This window comes from Pseudomonas sp. G.S.17, from assembly GCF_038096165.1.
In the GTDB taxonomy this organism is placed as follows: domain Bacteria; phylum Pseudomonadota; class Gammaproteobacteria; order Pseudomonadales; family Pseudomonadaceae; genus Aquipseudomonas.
Window position 1 is genome coordinate 3,692,539 of record NZ_CP151076.1, and the last position, 23,477, is coordinate 3,716,015.

At 60.2% G+C, this 23,477-nt stretch carries 18 protein-coding genes; 4 read left to right on the forward strand and 14 right to left on the reverse strand.

Features of this window, described 5'->3' with window-relative positions; all coding sequences use genetic code 11:
- Window positions 1–349 precede the first annotated feature (349 nt).
- The 7 genes from AABC73_RS17450 to AABC73_RS17480 all read right to left on the reverse strand — a co-directional run bounded on the left by AABC73_RS17450 (window position 350) and on the right by AABC73_RS17480 (window position 6,935).
- Window positions 350–2,305, reverse strand: a complete 1,956-nt coding sequence (locus AABC73_RS17450; RefSeq protein ID WP_341520253.1) for a response regulator — start codon at window positions 2,303–2,305, stop codon at window positions 350–352.
- Window positions 2,295–3,170 carry an ATP-binding protein gene (locus tag AABC73_RS17455; protein WP_341520254.1) on the reverse strand — a complete coding sequence of 292 codons (876 nt, stop codon included), beginning with the start codon at window positions 3,168–3,170 and terminating at the stop codon, window positions 2,295–2,297. Before AABC73_RS17455 ends, AABC73_RS17450 begins: the two co-directional genes overlap by 11 nt.
- Window positions 3,163–4,173: an ATP-binding protein gene (locus tag AABC73_RS17460; protein WP_341524271.1), complete on the reverse strand. Its 1,011-nt coding sequence runs from the start codon at window positions 4,171–4,173 to the stop codon at window positions 3,163–3,165. Before AABC73_RS17460 ends, AABC73_RS17455 begins: the two co-directional genes overlap by 8 nt.
- Window positions 4,170–4,574 carry an anti-sigma regulatory factor gene (locus tag AABC73_RS17465; protein ID WP_341520255.1) on the reverse strand — a complete coding sequence of 135 codons (405 nt, stop codon included), beginning with the start codon at window positions 4,572–4,574 and terminating at the stop codon, window positions 4,170–4,172. The genes AABC73_RS17460 and AABC73_RS17465 overlap by 4 nt, the downstream gene beginning before the upstream one ends.
- On the reverse strand, window positions 4,571–4,933 hold the full coding sequence (locus AABC73_RS17470; protein ID WP_020292605.1) for an STAS domain-containing protein: 363 nt from the start codon (window positions 4,931–4,933) through the stop codon (window positions 4,571–4,573). The genes AABC73_RS17465 and AABC73_RS17470 overlap by 4 nt, the downstream gene beginning before the upstream one ends.
- Before the next feature lie 4 nt (window positions 4,934–4,937).
- Entirely contained in the window at window positions 4,938–5,789 is an 852-nt protein-coding gene (locus tag AABC73_RS17475) for an STAS domain-containing protein (protein WP_341520256.1), read from the reverse strand.
- A gap of 279 nt (window positions 5,790–6,068) precedes the next feature.
- The gene (locus AABC73_RS17480) at window positions 6,069–6,935 is read right to left on the reverse strand and encodes a LysR family transcriptional regulator (protein WP_341520257.1); all 867 of its coding nucleotides are present in this window, start codon (window positions 6,933–6,935) and stop codon (window positions 6,069–6,071) included.
- A gap of 133 nt (window positions 6,936–7,068) precedes the next feature.
- On the opposite strand from AABC73_RS17480, the gene AABC73_RS17485 reads away from it, so the two are divergent.
- Complete coding sequence (locus AABC73_RS17485; RefSeq protein ID WP_341520258.1) at window positions 7,069–8,322, forward strand: YbfB/YjiJ family MFS transporter; 1,254 nt, start codon at window positions 7,069–7,071, stop codon at window positions 8,320–8,322.
- A gap of 525 nt (window positions 8,323–8,847) precedes the next feature.
- On the opposite strand, the gene ycaC is transcribed toward AABC73_RS17485, so the two are convergent.
- The 5 genes from ycaC to AABC73_RS17510 form a co-directional block, all read right to left on the reverse strand.
- On the reverse strand, window positions 8,848–9,471 hold the full coding sequence (ycaC, locus tag AABC73_RS17490) for an isochorismate family cysteine hydrolase YcaC (protein ID WP_065833200.1): 624 nt from the start codon (window positions 9,469–9,471) through the stop codon (window positions 8,848–8,850).
- Between the two features lie 36 nt (window positions 9,472–9,507).
- Window positions 9,508–11,346 carry an amidohydrolase gene (locus tag AABC73_RS17495; RefSeq protein ID WP_341524272.1) on the reverse strand — a complete coding sequence of 613 codons (1,839 nt, stop codon included), beginning with the start codon at window positions 11,344–11,346 and terminating at the stop codon, window positions 9,508–9,510.
- A gap of 145 nt (window positions 11,347–11,491) precedes the next feature.
- Window positions 11,492–12,124, reverse strand: coding sequence for an antibiotic biosynthesis monooxygenase (locus tag AABC73_RS17500; RefSeq protein WP_341520259.1), 633 nt, complete (start codon window positions 12,122–12,124; stop codon window positions 11,492–11,494).
- Window positions 12,117–12,533: a DoxX family protein gene (locus tag AABC73_RS17505; protein WP_341520260.1), complete on the reverse strand. Its 417-nt coding sequence runs from the start codon at window positions 12,531–12,533 to the stop codon at window positions 12,117–12,119. The genes AABC73_RS17500 and AABC73_RS17505 overlap by 8 nt, the downstream gene beginning before the upstream one ends.
- A gap of 132 nt (window positions 12,534–12,665) precedes the next feature.
- Window positions 12,666–13,586 (reverse strand): LysR substrate-binding domain-containing protein, encoded by a 921-nt coding sequence (locus AABC73_RS17510; RefSeq protein WP_341520261.1) that lies wholly within the window; start codon window positions 13,584–13,586, stop codon window positions 12,666–12,668.
- A 324-nt stretch (window positions 13,587–13,910) separates the two neighbouring features.
- Between AABC73_RS17510 and AABC73_RS17515 the strand changes: the two genes are divergently transcribed.
- Window positions 13,911–15,233: an OprD family porin gene (locus AABC73_RS17515; RefSeq protein ID WP_341520262.1), complete on the forward strand. Its 1,323-nt coding sequence runs from the start codon at window positions 13,911–13,913 to the stop codon at window positions 15,231–15,233.
- On the opposite strand, the gene AABC73_RS17520 is transcribed toward AABC73_RS17515, so the two are convergent.
- A complete protein-coding gene (locus AABC73_RS17520) occupies window positions 15,234–15,950 on the reverse strand; it encodes an AraC family transcriptional regulator (RefSeq protein ID WP_341520263.1) in 717 nt (238 codons plus the stop codon).
- A gap of 229 nt (window positions 15,951–16,179) precedes the next feature.
- On the opposite strand from AABC73_RS17520, the gene AABC73_RS17525 reads away from it, so the two are divergent.
- Both AABC73_RS17525 and AABC73_RS17530 read left to right on the forward strand, forming a co-directional pair.
- Window positions 16,180–17,004 carry an alpha/beta hydrolase gene (locus AABC73_RS17525; RefSeq protein WP_341520264.1) on the forward strand — a complete coding sequence of 275 codons (825 nt, stop codon included), beginning with the start codon at window positions 16,180–16,182 and terminating at the stop codon, window positions 17,002–17,004.
- Window positions 17,005–17,067: 63 nt separating this feature from the next.
- A complete protein-coding gene (locus tag AABC73_RS17530; protein WP_341520265.1) occupies window positions 17,068–17,730 on the forward strand; it encodes an HD domain-containing protein in 663 nt (220 codons plus the stop codon).
- Window positions 17,731–17,925: 195 nt separating this feature from the next.
- On the opposite strand, the gene AABC73_RS17535 is transcribed toward AABC73_RS17530, so the two are convergent.
- A complete protein-coding gene (locus AABC73_RS17535; RefSeq protein ID WP_341520266.1) occupies window positions 17,926–23,472 on the reverse strand; it encodes an AAA family ATPase in 5,547 nt (1,848 codons plus the stop codon).
- Window positions 23,473–23,477 lie beyond the last annotated feature (5 nt).

Consider the following 23,477-nt stretch of genomic DNA (forward strand, 5'->3'; position numbering starts at 1 on the left):
GATTCAAAAGGCTATTACAGCGCTGACAACTAACAATTGACTGTCAACCACAAGCCTCATGAGGACGTTTCGCCAGCATCTCGAATCCGGTCAGGGATCATGCCAGGTCAGCTTCATCAATCTGCCTTGTGGGCAGCACACATCCGGGAACATCACGACGGCTCGTCGTGCATGTCAGAACACCCTTTTACCGCTCTCCCGATCAGGGAGACAGCTGCATAATGCAAGGCGAAGGGGGAAGCGTCAACCGTTATGTAGTGATTTTTTCAGAGCACTACATGTTTTTATTCTGACCGCCCGGTCACCCGTTTCCCGGCCTGGCGCACCATGCTGTGCCACCGGACTGCCCTCAGAGAGCCGTCGGTGAGCTCTCGAGCATCTTGCGGACTTTCTCCAGCAGCGCGTTCAATTTGAACGGCTTGATGACCATATCCATGCGTTCGCCGAGGAAACGTTGACGGTTTACCGCGTTTTCCGCGTAACCGGTCATGAACAGCACTGGCAGGTTTTCCCGCCATACCCGTGCGCGGTCGGCCAGTTCCCGGCCGTTCATGTGTGGCAGGCCAACGTCGGACAGCAACAGATCCACCGAAGGATCGTTCTCGAGAATATCCAGAGCGGTGGCGACGTCTGCGGCCTGCGTGCAGCGGTAACCGTTGTCCACCAGCAGCTCGCTGACGAACATTCGCACCGATGCCGTGTCCTCGACGATGAGAATATGCTCCCCGGTACCCGGCTGGACCGGCATTCCGGGTTCCGCTTGTGCAGGCAGGACGTCGATGGCTGCCGGAATCATCAGCGTCACTTCGGTGCCATGCCCGGCAACGCTGCGAATCAGTACGTCACCACCGGACTGCCTGGCGAAGCCGTAGATGGTCGAAAGCCCGAGCCCGGTGCCTTCGCCAATGGGTTTGGTGGTGAAGAATGGATCGAATACCTTATCGATCACGCTGTGATCGATGCCGATGCCGTCATCCTTGACCGACAACGCGATATACGCCCCGTCAGCCACACGCTGATCGCCTTTGGAGTGCGCAGCAAAGGTCGTGACGCGCACGTTGCCGCCGCCGGGAAGGGCATCCCGCGCGTTGATGACAAGATTGAGTATCGCGCTTTCCAGCTGGCTGGAATCCACCAACGCTACGGCTGATTTTGAGGTCAGGTCCAGGGTCAGCGTGATGCGCTTGCCGATGGTGCGACTGAGCAAATCTTCCAGGGAACGGATGTGCTCGTTGACATCGATCGGCCGGGCATCCAGTGGCTGCTGGCGAGCAAACGCCAACAATCGATGGGTCAAGGCCGCGGCGCTCATGGCCGAAGCCAGGGCCGCGTCGGCATAGCGCGCGACCCGTTCCGGACGATTTTCAGCGGTGCGTTTTTTGATCAGCTCGATGCCGGTGATGATCCCGGTCAGCAAGTTGTTGAAATCGTGGGCAATGCCGCCGGTTAGCTTGCCGATGGCATCCATCTTCTGCGCCTGCAACAGCTGTGCTTCGGTGCGTGCGCGCTCGGCGACTTCATGGGCCAGCCGCGTGTTGACACTGTCGAGCTGGCGCAGATGCGATTGCTCACGCTGACGATGCTCGGTGACATCCTCGACGAAAACCAGACTCAGTTCCGGCGTGCGGTACGGAGAAATCTGCCACTCGGTTTCCCGGACTTCGCCTTTGACCGACATCAACAGCGTGCCTCTCCAGCGCTCTCCCGCCAGCAGTCCGGCGCGCAGTTGCTGAATGATGTCGTCCTGATCTGCCGCCAGGGAGTCGAGCATCGTGTGCTGGGAAATACTTTTCTGAATCAGCTGGGCGAACGCGTGGTTGCACTCATGCACTTTGAGGTCGGCGTCCATCACCGCAATCGGCGCGGAAATGTTGACGAAGATTTCCCGAAACCGTGCCTCGCTCTCGCGCAGGGCGTATTCGGTGTCGCGCACTCGCAACAGCGTGCGCAGGGTTGCCAGCAAAACATCGGCATCCACCGGATGCACCAGATAGGCATCCGCACCGGCTTCAAGACCGGTGACGATATCGGCCGTCTGGATCGAGGCCGCCGACACATGTACAACCGGCAACAGCGCCGTGCGCGGCTCAGAGCGCAGCAGGCGCACGATGTCAAAACCGCTCATGTCCGGAAGGTTGACGTCGAGAATCAGCGCATCCGGCGCTTCAGAAGCAATCAGCGCCAGGCCTTCATTGCCGGTGCCGGCCTCAAGCACGACAAAGTCATGAAGCTCCATGCGCCTCCGCAAGGCATAGCGCGTGGCGGCGTTGTCATCGACGATCAACAGCCGGATTTCACGCCTCATCGGCAGGCTCCCCGGCAATTGCCAGCGGAATGATGATGAAGAAGGTCGAGCCGACGCCAGGCTTGCTCTGTACCCCTACCCGCCCGCCCAACAGCTCGGCGAAGCGTCTGCACAGCGACAATCCAAGGCCGGTGCCGCGCCATCGCTTTTGCAGCGGCGAGTCGATCTGCGAGAAATCCTCGAACAGCTCACCAAGCATTTCTTCCGGGATACCCACGCCGGTATCGGTGACGGCGAAACGCACTTCGTGATCATTTTCCAGGCGAGCCGAGACCCGAACCTCACCGCGCTGGGTGAACTTCAGGGAGTTGGAGATAAAGTTACGCAGGATCTGCCCGAGTTTTTTGTCATCGGTGAACAACCGTGGCAAGCCAATGGGCTCTTCGAAAATCAGGTCCACCGAAGACATATTGACGATCGGGCGGAACATGCCGCGCAAGGCTGCAAACAAGTCAAACATGTCGAACCAGGCCGGGGAAATGGTGATGCGTCCGGCCTCGATCTTGGCCAGATCCAGCAGATCATCGACCATGTCGGACAGCTCACGTGCGGCAGTGCTGATAAACGCAACCTGCCGATGCTGCTCGGTGGCCAACGGCCCATCGATTTCATCGGTGAGCAGGCTGGAAATACTCAGGATCGAACCCAGAGGCGTGCGGAATTCGTGGCTCATGTAGGACAGGAAGCGGCTTTTCAGATCCGAAGCCTGGCGCAGTTCATTGGCCTGATTGTCCAGTTCGGCATACAACGCGAGCACGCCCTGATTGGTTTCATCGAGTTCGGTGCGCAAGGCATCGGCTTCAGCCTGCACGCGGGCCAGCTCAAGAGCGAGGGCATTCGAGTCGGCGGGGGTTGACTCAGGCATTTGCAGTCTCCAGGGCAATCACTAAAACAGTCACATCATCACGACCCCGGCAAAAATCGCGATGCAGCACTGCCGCGATGACCGCCGGATGGCGGAACGCCAACCCGGCATACTCGCGCAGATCCCAACGTGATTGCAGTCCGTCGCTGTACATGATCAACAATTGGCCACCGATCTGAGGGAAGTCGAACGTCTGGGCCTTGCGAAATTGCAGCCCTACGATACCCGGATGAGAAGCCAGGCCGCGAGGTCGCTCTGCGCCGATCAACGTACCGCCAATATTGCCGATACCGACGAATCGCAATGAATCGCCGACACCGTCAAATTGCGCAACAGCAACGGCGCCGCCTCGGGTGCCGCGCATGGCGTCGTGCATTTCTTCTAATGTGAACACTGGAGAGGCAAAAGGTTGTCTGGCAAATGCATTTTCCCCTGCCCGTGCCGCAAGCTCCGCGTCTTCGCCATGGCCCAGGCCGTCAATCATCAAGACGCTGATCCAGCCCTCCTTGATCGCAACTGACCAGACATCGCCGCAGGCCGGGTCGCCACCCAGCGAATGCTGGCTGACGCCGAACCTGACGTCGCTGATCGATTGTCCACGGGGAAAGAACCGCGCCAGCACCACCGAGCCACGCGCGTCGGAATGGACATCGAAGACATCCGCCTGACGGGAAATCGCGCCCAGCCCGATGCCTTGGGTACCACGGGTGGAAAACCCGTCCGTCAGGCAATCATGCACATCGAAGCCAGGGCCACGGTCGACTGCAATCACCTCGATGCCTTGCAAGGAAGGCGAGCGGAACGTGCGCAAGTGCAGCTCGCCGCGCGTCGCATGCTTGAGCAGATTGCTGGCCAGCTCGGTGGTCACCAATGCCGCGCGACCGGCATCGGCTTCGCAGAAATCCAGCGCCTCGGCCAATTGCTGAACCGTGCGCCTGGCGTGTCCAACCTGGCTGCTGTCTTCGATCAACAACACCTGCGTCAGGGTGCTGCGCAGCATCATACCCATCGGGTAATCATCACCCGAGTGCCCGCGCCGGGCGCGGTGTCCAGTTCAAACTCGTCCACCAGACGCTTGGCGCCGGTCAGGCCCAGGCCCATGCCTTTGCCGGATGTCCAGCCATCGGTCATGGCCATTTTGAGATCAGCGATGCCTGGGCCTTCGTCGCGGAACGTGATGCGCAAGCCGGTACGCAGATTGTCATCGAGGATTTGCCAGTCCATATGCCCGCCTCCGCCGTACACCATAGTGTTGCGGGCGAGCTCACTGACCGCCGTGACCATTTTGGTCAGGTCGATCAGGCGCATTCCGCACTCCTGGGCGAGCCTGCGCGCCGTCTGGCGCGCCAATACGACATCTTGTTCGATCAGCACGGGTTGGGAACCCTCGCTTCGCACGGTCATTGGGCATGCGCTCGCTCGTGCAGCAACTTCATGCCACGCTCGACATTGAGCGCGGTGCTGACGCCGGGCAAGGTCATGCCCAGTTCGACCAGTGTGATCGCCACGGCAGGCTGCATGCCGACCAGCACGGTTTCGGCGTCCATGATCCGCGACAGGCCGGAAATCGTGCCGATCATGCGTCCGACGAACGAATCGACAATATCCAGCGCCGAAATATCGATGAGCACACCACGCGCGGAAGTCTTGCTAATGAGTTCGGAGAGGTCATCCTGCAGGTTCAGGGCGAGCTGATCATGCATGTCCACTTGAATCGTGACGAGCAGGTAAGCGCCCATCTGCAGAATCGGAATACGTTCCATGGGCCTACACCGCCTTGGTGACGGTCAAACCCAGACGACGCAGGGCCAGCGCCAGGGCGTCGGCAAGATTGGCCTTGGTGACCACGCCTTGCAGATCCAGACCCAGGTGCACGATGGTCTGCGCGATTTGCGGGCGCACGCCGCTGATGATGCAGTCAGCACCCATCAAGCGAATGGCAGTCACTGTTTTCAACAGGTGCTGGGCAACCAGGGTATCAACGGTTGGCACGCCGGTAATGTCGATAATGGCAATCTCGGAGCCGGTGTCGACAATCCGTTGCAGCAGCGATTCCATGACCACTTGGGTACGTTGTGAATCCAGAGTGCCGATCATCGGCAGTGCCAGCACGCCATCCCACAGTTTCACCACGGGCGTGGACAGCTCAAGCAGTTCTTCCTGCTGGCGCTTGATCACCGCTTCCCGGGATTTCTGGAAAGTACGAATGGTGTGCATGCCCAAGGCATCCAGCAGCTCGGACATTTCCAGAACCTGCTCGGCAAGCAGCGTCGGGCTGTCTTCGTATTCGCTTTGCAGCATCGCGAACAACGGGCCTTTTAACGAGAAAATAAAGCTGGCGGTCTGTTGCGAATCCTGGCCGCTAAGGGCGCGACTGTGGGAGAGTTTTTCCAGGAACAGACGAATATCATCCCAGTCGCTGCCACCCAGCGACTGATGGCTGCCCTTCTCTGCCACGGAAATCACCAGACGCAGAAAGTCACCCGCCTGCAACCTCAGATCTTCTTCCTTGATATTGCGCGTCGCGCCACTCGCTTCCAGGCTGGCAAGCCATTTGGAGGTCAGCCCGGCCTGGGATTTTTTCAGTGCTTCAACGGTACGCTGCTGCAGTGCTGCCATGTTCTTGAACTCCTGGAACAGTGCGGTCTTCACAGCAGAGCTGGAAGAAAAACGAAATAGTGGCTTTTTGACGAAAAAACAGTCGTTGCGCGGAATTCTCTACACATTGCGGCTAATTGCAAGTATGACAGCGAGGCTGCACGTGGCATTCAAGACACTTTTAAAATAACTAAAGTTCAAATAAACACATTTTAATCAATCCATTTGGATAGATTACGCTAAATATCAGCAGCATGTTCAATTCAAACAATTATGTGTCGGTGCTTGTTCTGGACCACGTTAGTTAAACCCGGCAAACTTTTCGACGATTTTTTCGATGACCGCACGCACCCGGGCGGTATGGCGCAAGTCCTCATGGGTTACCAGCCAGACATCATAAGTCGTCAACCGGGAACGCTCGGGCCAGATCCGCGCAAGGCCATCCATTTCCCCCAGACAAACCGGCAGCTCGCCAATGCCGATCCCGGCCGCAACGGATTTACGCATCATCAACCCGGAATTCACCGTGGCGACCAAATGCCCCTCGGTGATGGGCTCGGAGCACATGGTCGGAGGCTTTCCCGTCTCCAGATAAGGCTGATACATGATCAGGTCATGCCCGGCAAACCCGGCCGGCGGTTGACCACGACGCTCGACGTAGCCCGCCGATGCGAACAATCCCACCGGCCAGCGGGCGATGCAGCGGGCGATCAGGTCCGGATTCTCGGGTTTGATGTTGCGGATCGCGATGTCGGCTTCACGCTTGGACAAGCTGGCCACTTCAATCGAAGTGTCGAGCCGGACTTTGATGTCGGGATGAACGTCATGCAGGCTGGCAATGGCCGGAATCACGAAGTCGACGGCGAGGGAATCGGTGCTGGTGATACGCACTTCGCCAGTCAATCGCTCGTCGAGACCGAGAATCTGCCGTTGCAGCTCCAGCGCCGACTGTTCCATTTTCTGTGCCGCTTTCAGCGCGGCTTCCCCGGCCATGGTCAGCACATAGCCGTCCGACGTGCGCAGGAACAAGGTCGTGCCCAAGGCTCTTTCCAGTGCGCCAAGCCGACGGCCGACCGTGGCCTGATCCACGCCCAGCACCCGCGCCGCGCCGCGTAACGTGGCTTTGCGGCATATCGCCAGGAATACCCGGGTGTCATCCCAGTTCATACGTCTCCCTTAGCGATGCATTTATGCATCTTAGTCATGAGAAATCACTGCAAGTCTGCATCAATAATCATCGTTACCATGGCCTCAGCCAAGCACTTTTGGTGCTTTCACCTGATTTGCGGGAAATTCCATCATGCTCTCGACCACTGATTCCGCTTCACCCCGGCGTAATAACGTCTGGCTGCACATTCTCGCCGGGCTGTGTGCCAGCCTGGTCAGCATCGGCCTGGCGCGTTTCGCCTACACCCCGCTGATTCCGTCGCTGATCGGCGCGCACTGGTTCTCCGCGTCCGACGTGATCTACCTGAGCGCCGCGAACCTGATCGGCTACCTGATCGGCGCACTCGCCGGGCGCCCCATCGCCGCCCGCCTGTCCAACGGCCATAGCCTGCGGCTGATGATGCTGCTGGCGACCGCTTCGTTCTTCGCTTGCGCCTTTCCCCTGTCGATCACCTGGTTCTTCAGCTGGCGCCTGTTATCCGGTATCGCGGGCGGCGCAATCATGGTGCTGGTGGCGGCGACAGTGATTCCCCATGTTCCGGCCGCGCGAAAAGGCCTGGCCAGCGGTGCGATCTTCCTCGGCGTCGGCCTGGGCATCGCGGGCTCCGGGACGCTGGTGCCGTTCCTGTTGTCGCTGGGTCTGCGCGATGCGTGGATCGGCCTTGGGCTGGTGTCCTTGCTGCTGACCGCCGTCAGCTGGTTCGGCTGGCCTTCGGCGAGTGCCACTGCGGCGGTCAATGCGGCTGCGGTGCAGGATGTTCAACCCGGCAAACCAGCGCCACTGGACCCGGCGGTTTATCTGCTGTTCGGCCAATACGCGTTGATGGCGGTAGGCCTTGTACCGGCCATGGTGTTTCTGGTGGATTACGTGACCCGAGGCCAGGGCGCCAGTGCGCACATCGGTGCATTGATCTGGGTGATGTATGGCGTTGGCGCGATCCTCGGGCCGGTCATTTATGGCTTCCTCGCCGATCATCTCGGCGCGCGGAACTCGATTCGCCTGGTATTGCTGGTTCAGGCGCTCGCCGTCGAAGGGTTGTGCATGACCCACTCTTATCCGCTGCTGGTGTTGCTCGCCGTGATCATTGGTTCGTTTCCGCCGGGCATCGTCCCGCTGGCCTTGGCCCGCATTCACGAACTGGTGCCGGGTCATGAAAAGCAACAAGTCGCCTGGAGCCGCGCGACGGTATCGTTCGCCACCTTCCAGGCGCTGGCGGGCTACGGTTATTCGGTGGTCTTCAATGGCAATGGCGGGCATCACGTGATGTTGTTTGCCATCGCCGCCGGAGCTATCGCAGTCGCGTTGATTGCCGACCTGGGACTGGCGTTGATCAAAGGTAAACGCGTGTCGGCAAAGCAGACACCAAGCCGGGACGCGACTGCGTAGGAGCGAGGCGCCGGCCCTGCTTGCGTCGCCTGTTGAACCGGGTGGCACCAATGGCAGCGGCGGCGCTGCGTAGATCGGTTTCGCCCTGACGGTCGACCCCCTTTGTTTCGGCAAAGGGGGGAAACCATTTTGCGCTGACGTCCGGCCCCCGCTTCGCGGCGGTTCCCTCCTTCCGGTGCCGTGATGGGGCGACGCGCCGACGCGCCATCCCTGGCGCAACGGCGCTCGCTCGGCATCCATGCCGAGCGCACCCCACCACGACACCTCCACTCAGCCTCCCGACGCGCGTTTGGCGGTGTCTGCGAAATCGCATTTCACTGTAGGAGCGAATTTATTCGCGAGGCGATCTTCCGGAATGGAACACGACCCCGTTGGAGCGAGGCTTGCCCGCGAATGGTTTTACCAGTCGCTACATGTGGCGACTGACCTGCCGCCTTCGCGGGCAAGTCTCGCTCCAACGGATGATCTCGTCGGCACAAAAAAACGGCGCCGCTCTCGAAGGAGCGGCGCCGTCGGGTCAGGCAATTACTTGGCAGTGAGTGCCGAGTAGCTGTTCATCAGGTTGCGATAGTTCGGGATGCGTGGCGACAGCAGGTTGGCCAGGCCTTCCATGTCGTTGCGCCAGTCGACTTGCAGCTCGCAGGCGACCGAGAACCAGTTGACCAGCTGGGCGCCAGCGGCGGTCATGCGTGCCCACGAGGCTTGCTGCACGGTTTCGTTGAAGGTGCCGGAAGCGTCAGTCACGACGAACACTTCGAACCCTTCAGCCAGCGCCGACAAGGTTGGGAAGGTCACGCAGACGTCGGTTACAACGCCGGCGATGATCAGTTGCTTGCGGCCGGTGGCTTTTACCGCCTTGACGAAATCTTCGTTGTCCCAGGCATTGATCTGGCCTGGGCGCGGGATGTACGGCGCGTCCGGGAACAGTTCCTTGAGTTCTGGAACCATCGGGCCGTTCGGACCGTTTTCGAAGCTGGTGGTCAGGATGGTCGGCAGTTTGAAGAACTTGGCGACGTCGGCGAGGGCCAGCACGTTGTTCTTGAACTCGTTAGGCTGGAAATCCTGAACCAGGGAAATCAGGCCCGTCTGGTGATCCACCAGCAGAACAACTGCGTCGTCTTTGTTGAGGCGCTTGTAGGGGGTGCTCATGGTTGACTCCTTTGAGATTTACGGTCGTCTGGGTAATCAGAATGCGAAACACGAACAGCCAAACGCGCCCCAGAAACCCTGGAAGTCGCTGACCGGTACGCTGGACATGCGAGCGCGTTCGTGGCTGTGGGAATGCACGGTGCACGGGCCCGCGCACTGGTGAACCTGGGCCAGCATCGGCGAGTTCTGGCGCCAGTGGCCAGGAACTTTGACCACCGGCGACCAGTCGGGCAGTACGGGTACGCTGGGCGGTGCGAGTTTTTCGAAATCGCCGCTGCCGTACACCACTTTGCCGTCCACTACGGTCAGCACCGACTCGATCCACTTGATGGATTCCTCGTCGACGCTGAAATAGTCCGCCGACAAGGCCACCAGATCGGCCAGCTGACCAACTTTGATCATGCCCTTCTTGCCCTGCTCGGACGAAAACCAGGCGCTGCCGTGGGTGAATAGTTCCAGGGCGATGTCACGAGACAGGCCTTCCGGATACAGCTCCAGCCCACCAACCGTGCGGCCGCTGACCATCCAGTACAGGGAAGTCCACGGGTTGTAGCTCGACACCCGAGTGGCGTCGGTGCCGGCGCCGACGGGTACGCCTTCGGCCAACATGCGCTTGATCGGCGGCGTGTATTCGGCAGCCTTGGCCCCGTAACGCTCGACGAAGTATTCGCCCTGGAAGGCCATCCGGTCCTGAATCGCGATACCGCCACCCAAGGCTCGCACGCGTTCGATGTTCTTCGGCGTGATGGTTTCGCAGTGGTCGAAGAACCACGGCAGACCGTTGAACGGAATGTCGCGATTGACCTTCTCGAATACGTCGAGCATGCGCGTGATGGATTCGTCGTAAGTGGCATGCAGGCGGAACGGCCAGCGATGCTCCACCAGATGGCGCACCACAGGTTCCAGGTCCTGTTCCATGCCAGCCGGCAAATCCGGCCGTGGCTCAAGGAAGTCCTCAAAGTCGGCTGCGGAGAAGGCCAGCATTTCCCCGGCGCCGTTATGGCGCAGGAAATCGTCGCCCTGATGCAGCTGAACGGTGTTGGTCCAGTTCTTGAAGTCGGTCAGTTCTTCTTTCGGCTTCTGGGTGAACAGGTTGTAGGCGATGCGGACGGTCAGCTGCTTTTCTTTGGCGAGTTCTTCGATGACGGCGTAGTCATCGGGGTAGTTCTGGAAACCACCGCCTGCATCAATGGCGCTGGTCACGCCCAGGCGATTGAGTTCGCGCATGAACTGACGCGTCGAGTTGACCTGATATTCCAGCGGCAGCTTCGGCCCTTTCGCCAGGGTCGAGTAGAGGATCATCGCGTTAGGCTTGGCCACCAGCATGCCGGTTGGATCGCCGTTGGAATCACGCACGATCTCGCCACCCGGCGGGTTCGGTGTGTTGCGGGTGTAGCCGGCAACGCGCAGCGCGGCACGGTTGAGCAAGGCGCGGTCATAAAGATGCAGCACGAATACCGGTGTATCCGGCGCCGCCTGGTTGAGTTCTTCCAGGGTCGGCATGCGTTTTTCGGCGAACTGGAATTCGTTCCAGCCGCCCACCACACGCACCCATTGCGGCGTTGGCGTGCGGTCGGCCTGATCCTTGAGCATGCGCAAGGCATCGGCCAACGACGGCACGCCTTCCCAGCGCAGTTCGAGGTTGTAGTTCAGCCCGCCACGGATCAGGTGCAAGTGCGAGTCGTTGAGGCCAGGGATCACCGTGCGTTTTTGCAGATCGATCACCTGCGTCGCGCTGCCGCGCAGCGCCATCACTTCCGCTTCGCTGCCCACGGCGACGAAACGGCCGCCGCTGATGGCCACCGCACTGGCGGTTGGCTTTTCACGGTCGACGGTATGGAATTGTCCGTTGTACAGAATCAGCTCGACGTTCATAGCGGTTCCTTCGACAGAGGATTGAGAGGCGCCGGCATAACCGGCAAAAGGCAAAGAGGGAAACAGTGCGGCTGCAGCACTGAGCAGCGTGCCCTTGGCGACGAAGCGGCGTCGTTCCAGATCGGTTTTGTCGTCACTCATGGCGTTACTCCACGGGTTTGTTTTCCGGAGCAGCATTCAGCCATGGCGCAAACAGGCGCGTTGCTGCGGGCATCAAGAGGTAGACCACCAGCAGGACGATGGTCACGGTGACCAGCGCGGTGCTCACGACGTAGTTGGCGAGAAACGGGCTCAAGGTAAAAACCGGATGCCAGATCAGCGGAATGAGCAAGGTCAGCGGGCAGATCACCAGGAAGGTCACGCACGCCTGCTTCCAGCGTGGCGGCGGCGATTTCGACGTTTCCGTGGAAGGTGTGAACCAGAATTCGTTGTGCGGATTGACCTCGGTGTGATCGCCGTCGGCGAGCATCGGCTGGGCTTCTGGCACCAACCGGCTGCGTTCGTCGGAATCCAGCCAGCTCTGCATGGCGTCGGTGGAGTGAAAACGCAGCACGCAGGTAAACAGCTGCAGACCGTCGGCCTTGCTGCGGATGACATCCACGCCGAGATGACCCGGATAGCTGCCGGCAATCGACACGATGCGCCGCAGCCAGGCTTCATAATCGGCCTCAAGCCCGGCCTTGATCCGGTGCTTGATGACCAGAGTGACCACTTCGTTGAACACTGGCTGGCTGACCACAGCCGCCTCGGCGGTAAAAAGTGAAGGTGCATCAGACATAACGTACCGCTCCGCTAAAACGTGCGTTGAGTGCCAGCCGTCCCGGCCCGGCCATAAACACAGTAGTAAAGATGATCAGCAGCAGCCAGCCGAACTGCCCTTCTTCCAGGCTCCATTGCGGATGGACGACCACCAAGGCCACCAGCAGCACGACGATGATGGGCAGGCACGACAGGCGCACGAACAACCCGGCGGCGATGAAAATCGGGCACACCACTTCAGCGAAGATCGCCAGGATCAAGGTCAGGCTTGCGCCCATGTGGAAGGGATCTTCGATCAGCGACAGCTGCGCCTGGAAGTTGAGCAGCTTGGGCAGCCCATGGACGATCAAGAGGAACGCGGCGGCGCTGATCCGCAGGAACAGCAGACCGATATCCTGAGCGTTTTTTTCCAGTGTCGAATTGTTCATGGCGCCACCAGCAAATGGGGGAATGGCCAGACCACGATTCGCGTGTACTGGCCAACTCTGAATTTGATAGTGCCCATCGGGACGCGTTGAAAATTGAATGCTTGTGCTTTCTTTGCCGAACAGCTTCGACGGCTAGGGCGCGACGTCCAGCGCCTGGGACATGAACTGGTTGATCCGCGCGCGCAGCCAACGTTCGGCCGGATCGTTATCGTGCACCCCGCTCCAGACCATCGACAGCTCGGCCTCGTTGATCGGAAACGGCGGGTCGTCAGCGCGCAACGCGCAGCCCTCAACCAGCGCGCAGGCCGCGTAGTCAGGAACGGTAGCGATCAGCTCGGTACCCGCCAGCAAGGCCCGCAAGCCGTTGAATTGCGGGACTGCCAGCACCACCTTGCGTGCCCGCCCGACCTTGGCCAGATCCAGATCGATATTGCCGCTCAGGTCGCCCGAGAACGACACCATCGCATGGGGCCGTGCGCAATATTCGTCGAGGGTCAACGGCCCCGGCCGGGAATCGCCACGCAGCACTTTGCAGCCGATATCGCGGAGTTTCTTGCGCTTGGCATTGGCTGGCAGGTCCGTGGTGTAGCTGACGCCCACCGAGATTTCTCCGGACGCCAACAAGGCTGGCAGCAATAGATAGTTGGCCCGTCGCACCACCACGATGATGCCCGGCGCCTCCTCGCGAAGCTGCGTCAATAGCGGCGGCAGCAAACCAAACTCGGCGTCATCGGACAGCCCGATGCGAAACACCTCGGTACTGGTCGACGGGTCGAAATCCTTGGCTCGGCTGACGGCTCCGGAAATGGTGTCCAGTGCCGGCTGGATTTCCTTGAGGATGTCCAAGGCCCGTGCGGTCGGTTCCATGCCCCGGCCATTGCGCAACAGCAGCGGATCATCGAACAGATCCCGCAGCCGCCCCAACGCCGCGCTCACCGCCGGCTGCCCCATGAACAGTTTCTCCGCGACCCGGGTCAGGTTGCGCTCGAACATCAAGGCTTCAAAGATCACCAGCAAGTTGAGGTCGACACGGCGCAGGTCGTTGCGATTCATGAATTGGGTCCAGAACGAAGAAAATGAAAAGGCAGCCGGGCTTATCTGCTGCTCAAGTAAGCACTGCCGATGGGGGCTTGCCTTGTACGGGTGTGCTTTTGATTCGCATAAATACAACGTGATCTGTAGGACCGGCTTTAGCCGGGAGAACGTCCTCCCGGCTAAAGCCGGTCCTACAGAATGATGAGGCGAGCCTCAGCTCTAGCACCCGCAGACAATTTTGCGCACAGCCCGTCAATTCATGCCAGCCCGTTCCTGTCAGATTGAGCCGCGCTTGCCGGAGATTCGGTTCAGCGTAGTCGCTTCACTCAAAAGGGCATGAATATGCGCAACCGATTTACCCTGCTGACTTCCCTGGCGCTGCTGACGTCAGGTCAGGCTCTGGCTGTCCATGCCGAAGAGCAACATGGCTTTCTTGAGGACTCGACCCTCAATCTGTTATCGCGAAATTTCTTCCTGCACAACGATTACCGCACCGGCCATGAGCAGAAGAACTACAAGCAGGAGTGGGCACAAGGTTTTATTGCCAATCTCAAATCCGGCTTTACCCAGGGCGAGGTCGGCGTTGGCATTGATGCCCACGGCTTCTATGGCTTGAAGCTGGACAGCGGGCGCGGGCGCTCCGGCACCGGGTTGCTGCCGCTGGACAGCCAGGGCCGCGCCGAAGATGACTATTCCAGCGCGGGCGCTGCGCTCAAGCTCAAGTATTCGCAGACCACCTTGAAGTTCGGCGAAATGGAAGTCGAAACGCCGGTGTTCGATACGGCCGACAAGCGTTTGCAGCCGGAATACGCTACCGGATTCTTCCTCGACAGCCAGGAGATTCAGGGCGTCAGACTGGTGGCCGGGCACTTCACGGCGTTCAAGAATCAGGATGCCTCGACGACTCACGGCGATTTCGACGGATACGGCGCAAGTACGCGCAACGCCAGCATCAGCCTGGCCGGGATCGAGCTGTCGGGCGACGGTCCGCTGGGCGGTTCGCTGTATGCGTCGCAGCTCTCGGACACCTGGCGGCAGTATTACGGCAACCTGCACTTTACCCGGCAACTGTCCGCAGATAGCTCGGTGCTGCTTGACAGCAACCTGTACCGAACACTGGACACCGGCAACGCCGAGGCAGGCTCGATCAACAATACGGCGTACAGTTTGTCGGCCAAGTATCGGCTGGGCAGTCAGGCGCTCACCCTCGGTTATCAGAAGATTGACGGCGACACACCGTTCGACTTCGTCGGCGGCGATTCGATTTATCTGGCCAACTCGATCAAATATGCCGACTTCAATGGCGCGCACGAGCAGTCTTATCAGCTGCGCTACGACCTGAACTTCGCAACGCTCGGTGTTCCGGGCCTCAAGTTCATGACCCGCTATGTCACCGGTCGGCAGATCGACGGGACCAAGGCCCAGCAAAGCGGCGCCTACAATCCGTTCGACTCCGACATTGATCGCTACGTGCCGATGCAGGGCAAGGGCGGCCGTCACTGGGAACGCGATATCGACCTGAAATACGTGGTGCAATCGGGCCCCGCCAAAGACCTGTCGCTGGACATTTCCCATGTGTCTCACCGAGGCAATACCGCTCAGGCAGGTGACGATATCGATCGGTTGTATCTGGTGGTTGAATACCCGCTGGATCTGCTTAAGTAATCAGCCCGCGCGACGGCTGGCGACCGGCAGTGACCGGCGCCAGCTGAACGGTGTCAGGCCGATTACGCGGGTGAACACCCGGGTGAAGTGTGATTGATCGGCAAAGCCACAATCCAGGCTGATCCGGGAAATGGTCAGCTGCGTTTCAGTGAGCAGCCGCTTGGCCTTGTCCAGACGCATCTGCAAGAACCAGTCGCGGGGCGAGACGCCGGTATTTTTCTTGAAGGCCCGGGAGAAATGGCTGCGCGACAACGAGCACTCGCTGGCGATCTGGGCGATGGACAGGCCGCGATCCATATGACTGGCCATCATTTCCTTGGCGCGCCGCTCCTGCCAGGGCGACAAGGCGATTTTTTCGCAAGGCGCTTTTTCGCTCTGAAGAGCCTCGTGAGTCACTGGCTTCTCGAAGTGCGTGGACAGATGCGAACACAGCACCAGCATGGCCCGATCCACCGAATCCTCGACCTCCCCCTGCCGATTGCGCAACGCCGGCAATAACGAGCAGATCAATTGGTAAGCCAGCGGCTCGATGCCGGAGGACGTCGGTTCAGCCGACTCAAGCAAGCTGATGCGCCGGGCGTCTGCCTCGTTGCGCGACCATGACTTGATCAGCTCATCCAGGGCAGACGACAGCCGCGCCAGCGTTTGCGGCGATGGGGCCTGGGCGGCGACAGGAGATTCGATCTGGCGTAAGGGCGATGGGCTGACGGTATTCATTTCAGACTCTCCTGAGCAAAAGGGGTTGGTCAGGTTCCGAGTCTGGAGTTGGCAGTCCTTAAAGTCCTTCTCCGGACATTAATCGTTCTGAAGCGGGCTACGATGCTTTGTTATGGGGTGATCAGCAGCCATTCGGTTAAGAACATTTCAGGTGGGCGCCAAGGACTTGAGCGAACGGGCGGCCTACTGTTGGCCTTCTCATTTTGTTCTCGACTCTCAGGAGAAACCCATGCCCACGATCACCACCGCCGACGGCACGCAGCTTTATTACAAGGACTGGGGCACCGGCCAGCCGATTATCCTCAGTCATGGCTGGCCGCTGAACGCCGACATGTGGGAATACCAGATGAACTTCCTGGCTGCGAACGGCTTTCGGGTGATCGCCCACGACCGTCGCGGCTTCGGGCGTTCCAGCCAGCCGTGGCAGGGTTATGACTACGATACCTTCGCTGATGATTTGCACGCGCTGATCACAACGCTGGATCTGACTGACATCGTGCTGGTGGGTTTCTCCATGGGCGGCGGCGAAGTGGCGCGTTACATCGGCCGCCACGGCACCCGGCGCATCGCCAAAGCGGTACTCGTCAGCGCGGTCACCCCGCTGATGATTCGTCGCGAAGACCATCCCGAAGGTATGGACCCGGCGATCTTCGACGGCATCCGCGCCGGGTTGCTCAATGACCGCGCAGGCTTCCTCGACGCGTTCGGACCGATCTTCACCGGTGCCGACCAGCCGGGCTCGACTGTCGGCAAACCCATGCTGGACTGGACCCAGTTCATGGCGCTGCAAGGCGGCTTGAAAGGCACTCTGGATTGCGTGGCAGCGTTTTCCGAAACGGATTTCCGTTCCGACCTGGCGCGTTTCGACGTGCCAACGCTGGTCATCCATGGTGATGGCGACGCCGTGGTCAACATCGACGTGACCGGCAAGGCCGCAGCAGCACTGGTCAAGGGCGCGGAACTCAAAATCTACCCAGGCGCACCTCACGCGGTGTACTTCACCCACAAGGATCAGCTGAATCAGGATTTGCTGGACTTCGCCCAGGCCCGCTGAACCCGCGACCTTGACCCGTCGCCGCGACGGGTCACAGGTCCGTGAGACGGACGATCGTGAGGTATGCACGTGAGGGACGACAATAACAATGACATCGCCAGCATTCGCTTGCCGGACAGCCCAATGGCCCAGGCGGCTGTCGAACTGATCCGCGATGCGCACTCAACGCTGATGCTCAACCACTCGAAACGGGTATTCCTGTTCGCCACCTTGATCGGCGAGCAGCGCCAGGTCCCGTTCGATGAAGAGTTACTTTATGTCGGCGCACTGTTCCACCGCGTGGGCCTGACAGCACGTTATCGACGTTCGCAAAACCGCTTCGAAATCGATGGCGCCACTGCGGCACGGGAATTTCTCAAGGGTTTCGGCTGCTCCAATGACGATGCCCAGGAAGTCTGGGACGCCATTGCCCTGCACAGCACTCCGGGCATTCCGGAGCATAAATCCCACCTGGTCGCGCTGATCGCTGCCGGTGTGGATACCGACCTGTATGGCCGACATCGCAGCGCGATAAGCTCTGCGGAACTGAAGCAAATTCTGCAGCACTTCCCCCGCGAACCGGGCTTCAACGCCAGGTTGCTCAATGCTATGGCAGCGGGCCTCAAGCATCGTCCGCATACCGCCTTTGGCACCGTAAACGCCGATGTTCTCGAACGCCTCGATAAACAGTACAAGCGAGCCAATTTCTGCACCCTGCTGCTGGAAACGCGCTGGCCGTTTGAATAGCCCTCAACATTGGATTGACGACGGCCCGTTGGAGATTCTACGTTTGGGGGCAACCCACAGACGCCGCAGATGTGTCGGGTTTACCGACCTTTTCGCGAGCAAGCTCGCTCCCACGGATTGTGAGGTGGTGGACCTGAACACATGCTCGACTGTAGGCCTCGCTCCCACGAAATTGATAATTGTTCGGACAACATCCTACACCGGCAGGGTAAACACAAAAACCGTTCCCCTGCCGCGTCCGGCAAACGCATAAAGCCCGCCGTCGTGGGATTCGATAATGGATTTACAGATTGCCAGGCCCATGCCCATGCCTTTTTCCTTGGTCGTGTAAAAGGCGTCGAACACGCGCTCGAGATTCGCCTCGTTGATTCCGGCCCCATTGTCCTGAACGCTGACCACCACATAGTCACTGCCCACCGTATCGCAACTGATCGACAGCCGACGCGGGCCGTCATGGACTTCGCTCATGGCCTCCATCGCGTTCATGATCAAGTTGAGAATCACCTGTTGCAGCTGCACCGCGTCACCTTCGATGCTCAGCTGCGGCCCGCTGCTGTGCCGGATCAGCAGCACTTGCCGGTGCTCGATTTCACTGGCGGTCAGCTGCACGACCCGGCGGATGACTTCGTTGATTTGCAACGGCTGTCGGGTGGACGGCGTCTGTCGGGCCAGTGATTGCAAAGCACGCACGATGTCGGCCGCGCGCTTGCTGTCATTGACGATGTCGCCCAGCCCCGCGAGGGCTTCGGCAACCACCGGCTGGTCGCGCTTGAGCCAGCGCACACTGGCGCTGGCATTGGTGATGATGGACGCCAGCGGTTGATTGATTTCATGGGCAATGGACGCTGCCAATTCGCCCATGATCGTCGCCTGGGACACGGTGGCCAATTCCGCTCGCGCGTGGCGCAGCGCTGCTTCGGTGGTGCGTCGCTCAGTGATATCGCTGGCGACACCGACAAAGACATCTTTATCGTCAATGTCCGGCTCGCCGAGTAATTCCAGGTGGCGGATGCTGCCGTCCGGCATCACCAGACGAAACTCATGCTGGAAGGCGCTGCTGGTGCTTACTGCGCGGCTGAGCATCGCGGAAAACGCGCTCAAGTCCTCGGGATGCACGACGCGCTCCAGCTCGTGCAGTGAAGGCGGCGTCGCCGCAACCGACAGGCCCCAGACCGCAAACAACTGATCGGACCAGACGGACTCATCCCTGCCCGCGTCCCAGCGAAAACTCCCGGAATGACCAATGCGCTGGCCCAGCGCCAGGGAAGCCTGACTGGTGCGCAAGGCCGACTCGATCGCCCGTCGCCGGGTGTTTTCTTCCACCAGTTCAGCGTACAGCCGGGCGGTTTCCAGAGAGATCGCCGCCTGCCCGGCCAGCAGTTCCAGGACCGTGGTGCGATTGGAGGTGAATACCCCCGGCGCAAGGTTGTTTTCCAGATAAAGCACGCCGATAACCTGGCCCTGCTTGACCAGAGGCAGGCACAACACCGAGCGCGCCTGGCGCTGTTGAAAATAAGGATCATCGACGAAGTCACTGGCTTGCATGGCATCGTCCAGCACCACTGATTGCCGGGTACGCATGACGGTGTACAGCAGAGACAACGGCAAATGCTGCGCCGACGGCACTGACACCGTCAGATCGATCTCGATGCCATTGTCCTGCGCCCGGCCTCGTGCACAAATCTGCGGCTGATCCTGTTTGACCAGCAGCAACAGCGCCTGCTGTGCGCCAGCATGAATGATGGTGTTGGTCAGCAGCGTACCGATCAGCCGGTCCAGGACGATTTCCTCGGACAAGGCTTGAGACGCCTTCATGACCGAGACCAGATCCAGCGTGTCTTGCCCGCCGGAAATACTGATCGAAGGACGAGACAACGAAGCTTGCTCGCGCAGAAAACCGGCACGGGCTTCGAGATGGGCGACCTTGCCATGCGCGCCCCAGCGCTGATAGCAATCCCGGGCACTGCGCATATGGCTGCGTGCCGAGGTGAACAATCCACGGCTGTGATGGAATTCGGCGGCGAGTTCATGGCCCAACGCCTGCACATGCACGAAACCGGCGTTGGCCGCTGCGGTAATCGACAGCTCATACAGGTCCAGCGCGTTGAGCGTATCCCCGGCCACCCGGGCCATTTCCGCTTCGACCAGTAACGCCTTGTCGCGGAATATTTGCGGATTGAGCGCCGCCCATTGGTTGAGCTTGTCCAGATGAGACGCCATGGCCGTCAGAATCCGGGCAGAATCCAGCGTCCGGTCACGCCCGCTGGCGAGGTTGAGGGCGCTGAAAAAATGCAATTCGAGCAGATGCACATGCGCCGGCGTCGACCAGGCCAACGCTTCGGCTTGTTCCAGGCAGTGCGTTGCGCCGGTGAAATCGCGGTACAGATAGTTGGAAATACCCTCGAAAAGCCACCACCAGAACGCTACCGGCGTCATGGCACTGTCGCGACCGGCGCAATCCTGAGTCGCGCTGGACGCCGACCCCGCGACTGGCCCCACGCGTAATGCCGCGACAAATCGCGCCTGAGTCTGCAACGCGGCTTCCACGTCGCGAAAGCGCGCACGACGAGAGAACTCCAGGCCATTGTCGACTTCCTCCTGCACGCGCTCCAGGTATTCACCCATGACCAGCAGGTCGGAGACGATGTGGTTGCAGGCATAACAACTCATGCTGAGATTGCCGGCGGTGTGACTGCTGGCAAATGCGCCACGCGCGTAATCCAGACAATGGCTCAGCGGCTGAGTCCAGACGCTGACCTGATCAAGCGCAACCAGCACCATGCTTTCGGCACCGTCATAGCCGTGGCGCTTGACCAGCTCGTGTGCCAGTTGCGCGTACTGCGCGCCTTCCTGATAAAGCCCTTGTCGCTGCGCAAGCACCACACCAAACCAGGCGAATCCCGATGCGGATGCAGCACAGATTCCGTAGTCGAGGGAAAGCTGCACCATTTCGCAAGCGACGACGAACAGCACATCCTGATCGGTAAAGGATGCCGGAGCGATCATGCTGGCGAGCATGCCCACGGCGGCCTCGAATGACGCGTCCTGCATCACCGGCAGCTCGATCAGCGATGCGATTGACCGGTTTCCGACGGTTTGCAACAGGAGCTGATAACGCTGTTCGATTTCCTCGCGTTCGATCTGCGGGGCAATCTGGATGCCGAACATCCGTAGCCCTTCCAGCGCCGTAATGATGGCGTCGCGGTAGCAGGACGAGAGGACCTGCAACTCGACCTTGAGCATGTAGATCGCCGCGCGCGGCACCACCGAATCGATGTGCTCCAGCAACTCGGCGAGCACCCGGCTTGCCGGCTCGAACTGCGCATCGAGAATCAGGCACTGCGCCTGAAGCAGACCGGCCTCGTAGCTGATCGCGGCGTGTTGCTGCCAGCGTTGCAACTGGGTCAACGACCTGACCGTCGCCAGGTAACCCAGCGCCGACTGAATCGCCGCAGCCTTCATTGCCTGCCGCGCAGCGCGCAACAATAGGTCGCTGAACAGCTCGACCTCGGTGGCGTCCGGCTCGTCGGGCCGCACCCGCTGCAAGTGCGAGGCAATTTCGAAAATCTGGTCGGCGCGCCCTTCCCCGTGCAAGTCCGCGAGGAGAATCCGGGCGATTCGCGCATGTTCGGCCGGCCGCACCGCAGGCGGCGTCAGGCGGTACGCTGATTCCTGGACACGATCGTGATAAAAGGCAAAGCCATGGCGGCTCTCGGTCAACAGCCCGGCCTGCACAGCGGTCGCCAGGTGGCGGCGTAAAGACTTCTCTACAGTGCCGCTGATTCGCGTCAGCGTCCGGATGTCGACGGACGGTCCGATACACGCCATCTGCCCCAGCAACGTACGGGTCTGGGACGGCAAACGAGCCATTCGCGCCACCATCAGGTCAATCACGTTATCAGCGCAGCGATGGCTATCGATGGCATCCAGATTCCAGATCCAGCCCGATTTTCTGCGGTCCATGACAATCAGCTGCTCGTCGAACAGGCTGCGCAGCAACTGGCCGATGAAGAACGGATTGCCGCTGGTTTTTGCATGAATCACCCTGGCCAGCAGCATGCTTTCGGCGGGTTCACATTCCAGTGCCAGCGCGACCCACTGGCAAACGTCGTCAAGGCACAGGGTCGGCACCTTGATTTCGGTCAAGTGCGTCGGACTCTCGCGCAAGGCCGCAAGGAAGTCCGAGAACATTAGCGTTTGCGGGACTTCGACGTCGCGATAGGCACCCACCAACAGAATGTTTCGATAGTGACCGGCGCTGAACGAAGCGATAAAGGCCAGCGTCGCATCGTCCAGCCATTGCAGGTCATCGAAGAACAGGATCAGCGGGCGTTGCGGGCTGGCGAAGCTGTTCAGGAAGCGATGCAGGACCAGGTTGAACAGGTTCTGGGTTTCATTGGCGGGAAGATCGGCCAAGGGCGCCTGTGGTCCGAGGATCAATTCGATTTCCGGGACAAGATTGGCGATCAACCGGCCGTGACCACCAAGCGCAGCCAATAATTGCTCGCGCCAGCGTTCCAGCTCGTCGGCGCTCTCGCCGACCACCCGCATGATCAAGGAACGCAGGGCCTGGGCCAGCGAGGCATAAGGGGCGTTGTATTGAGCCTGATCGAATTTCCCTGAGGCAAACAGCACCCGATTCAACGCCAGATCCTGCTGGAGCTGGCGGACCAGGGTGGTTTTGCCGGTGCCCGAAGAACCCGAGAGCAGCACCATTTCACAGCCGCCGGTATGACTGACCCGCGAAAATACGGCATGCAGCGCCTGCAACTCTTCGCAGCGGGCAATCAATCCCCTGCGCTCGTGGCCTTGGGGTAAATCACGCTGCAGGGCCGGTTCGAATGCGGCGATGTGCTGAAACTCGCTCCATTGGGCCAGACATTCGCGCAAATCCATTTCCAGCCTGAAGGCAGTTTGATAACGGTCGGCGGGGTTCTTGGCGATCAGCTTGAGAATCAGCTGGGCCAACGGCATGGGAATGTAATCGCGAAATTGGCGCGGCGACGGCGGCTGCCTCGCCACGTGGCAATACACCCACTCCACCGCGTCGCTGGCTTCAAATGGCAACTGGCCGGTCAGCCATTCATAGAAGGTCATACCCAGGGAATACAGATCGCTGCGTTCATCGGCCTGACGATCCACTCGCCGCGCCTGTTCCGGCGACATATACGCCAGCGTGCCGCAGATCGAGTCCGAGACGCTGTGCGGGCCGCCAGGCTGGCGCTCGACCGTCACGCCAAATCCGGTCAGGCGCACAAAACCGTCGTCACCCTGAATGAAATTGCTGGGCTTGATATCACGGTGCAGCAAACCGTTGCCGTGAGCCTGACTCAGGGCATGTGCGGCGCCAATGGCCAGGCGCAGAAACAGGCTGATCGACAGGCTTCCGTCCGCCACTTCGTGCAGGGATTTGCCACCTGGATCGTTGGCGACCAGCAGCGGGCCGTCCGGCGTGTGCAGGACCGCCAGCGGCATCAAGGCCCAGCCGGGATCAAGCCGGGGGGCGATCGAGAATTCATGTTCGATGCGACGAAAGCCACTTTCGACCAGTCGGGCCGAGCAGCGTGCAATCAGCCAGGTGGGTGAACAACCAGGCACATGCACCCGGTAATGATCGATCTCGCCGTCGGCATACAGCAGTTCCCAGGAAAGCAGCGCCAGCCACTGCAGGCTGAAACCTTCCGGTTGCTGGTCAGGGAGGCCCCGCATACTCAACGTCGGCTCTGCTCTGATGCCACTCATAACGG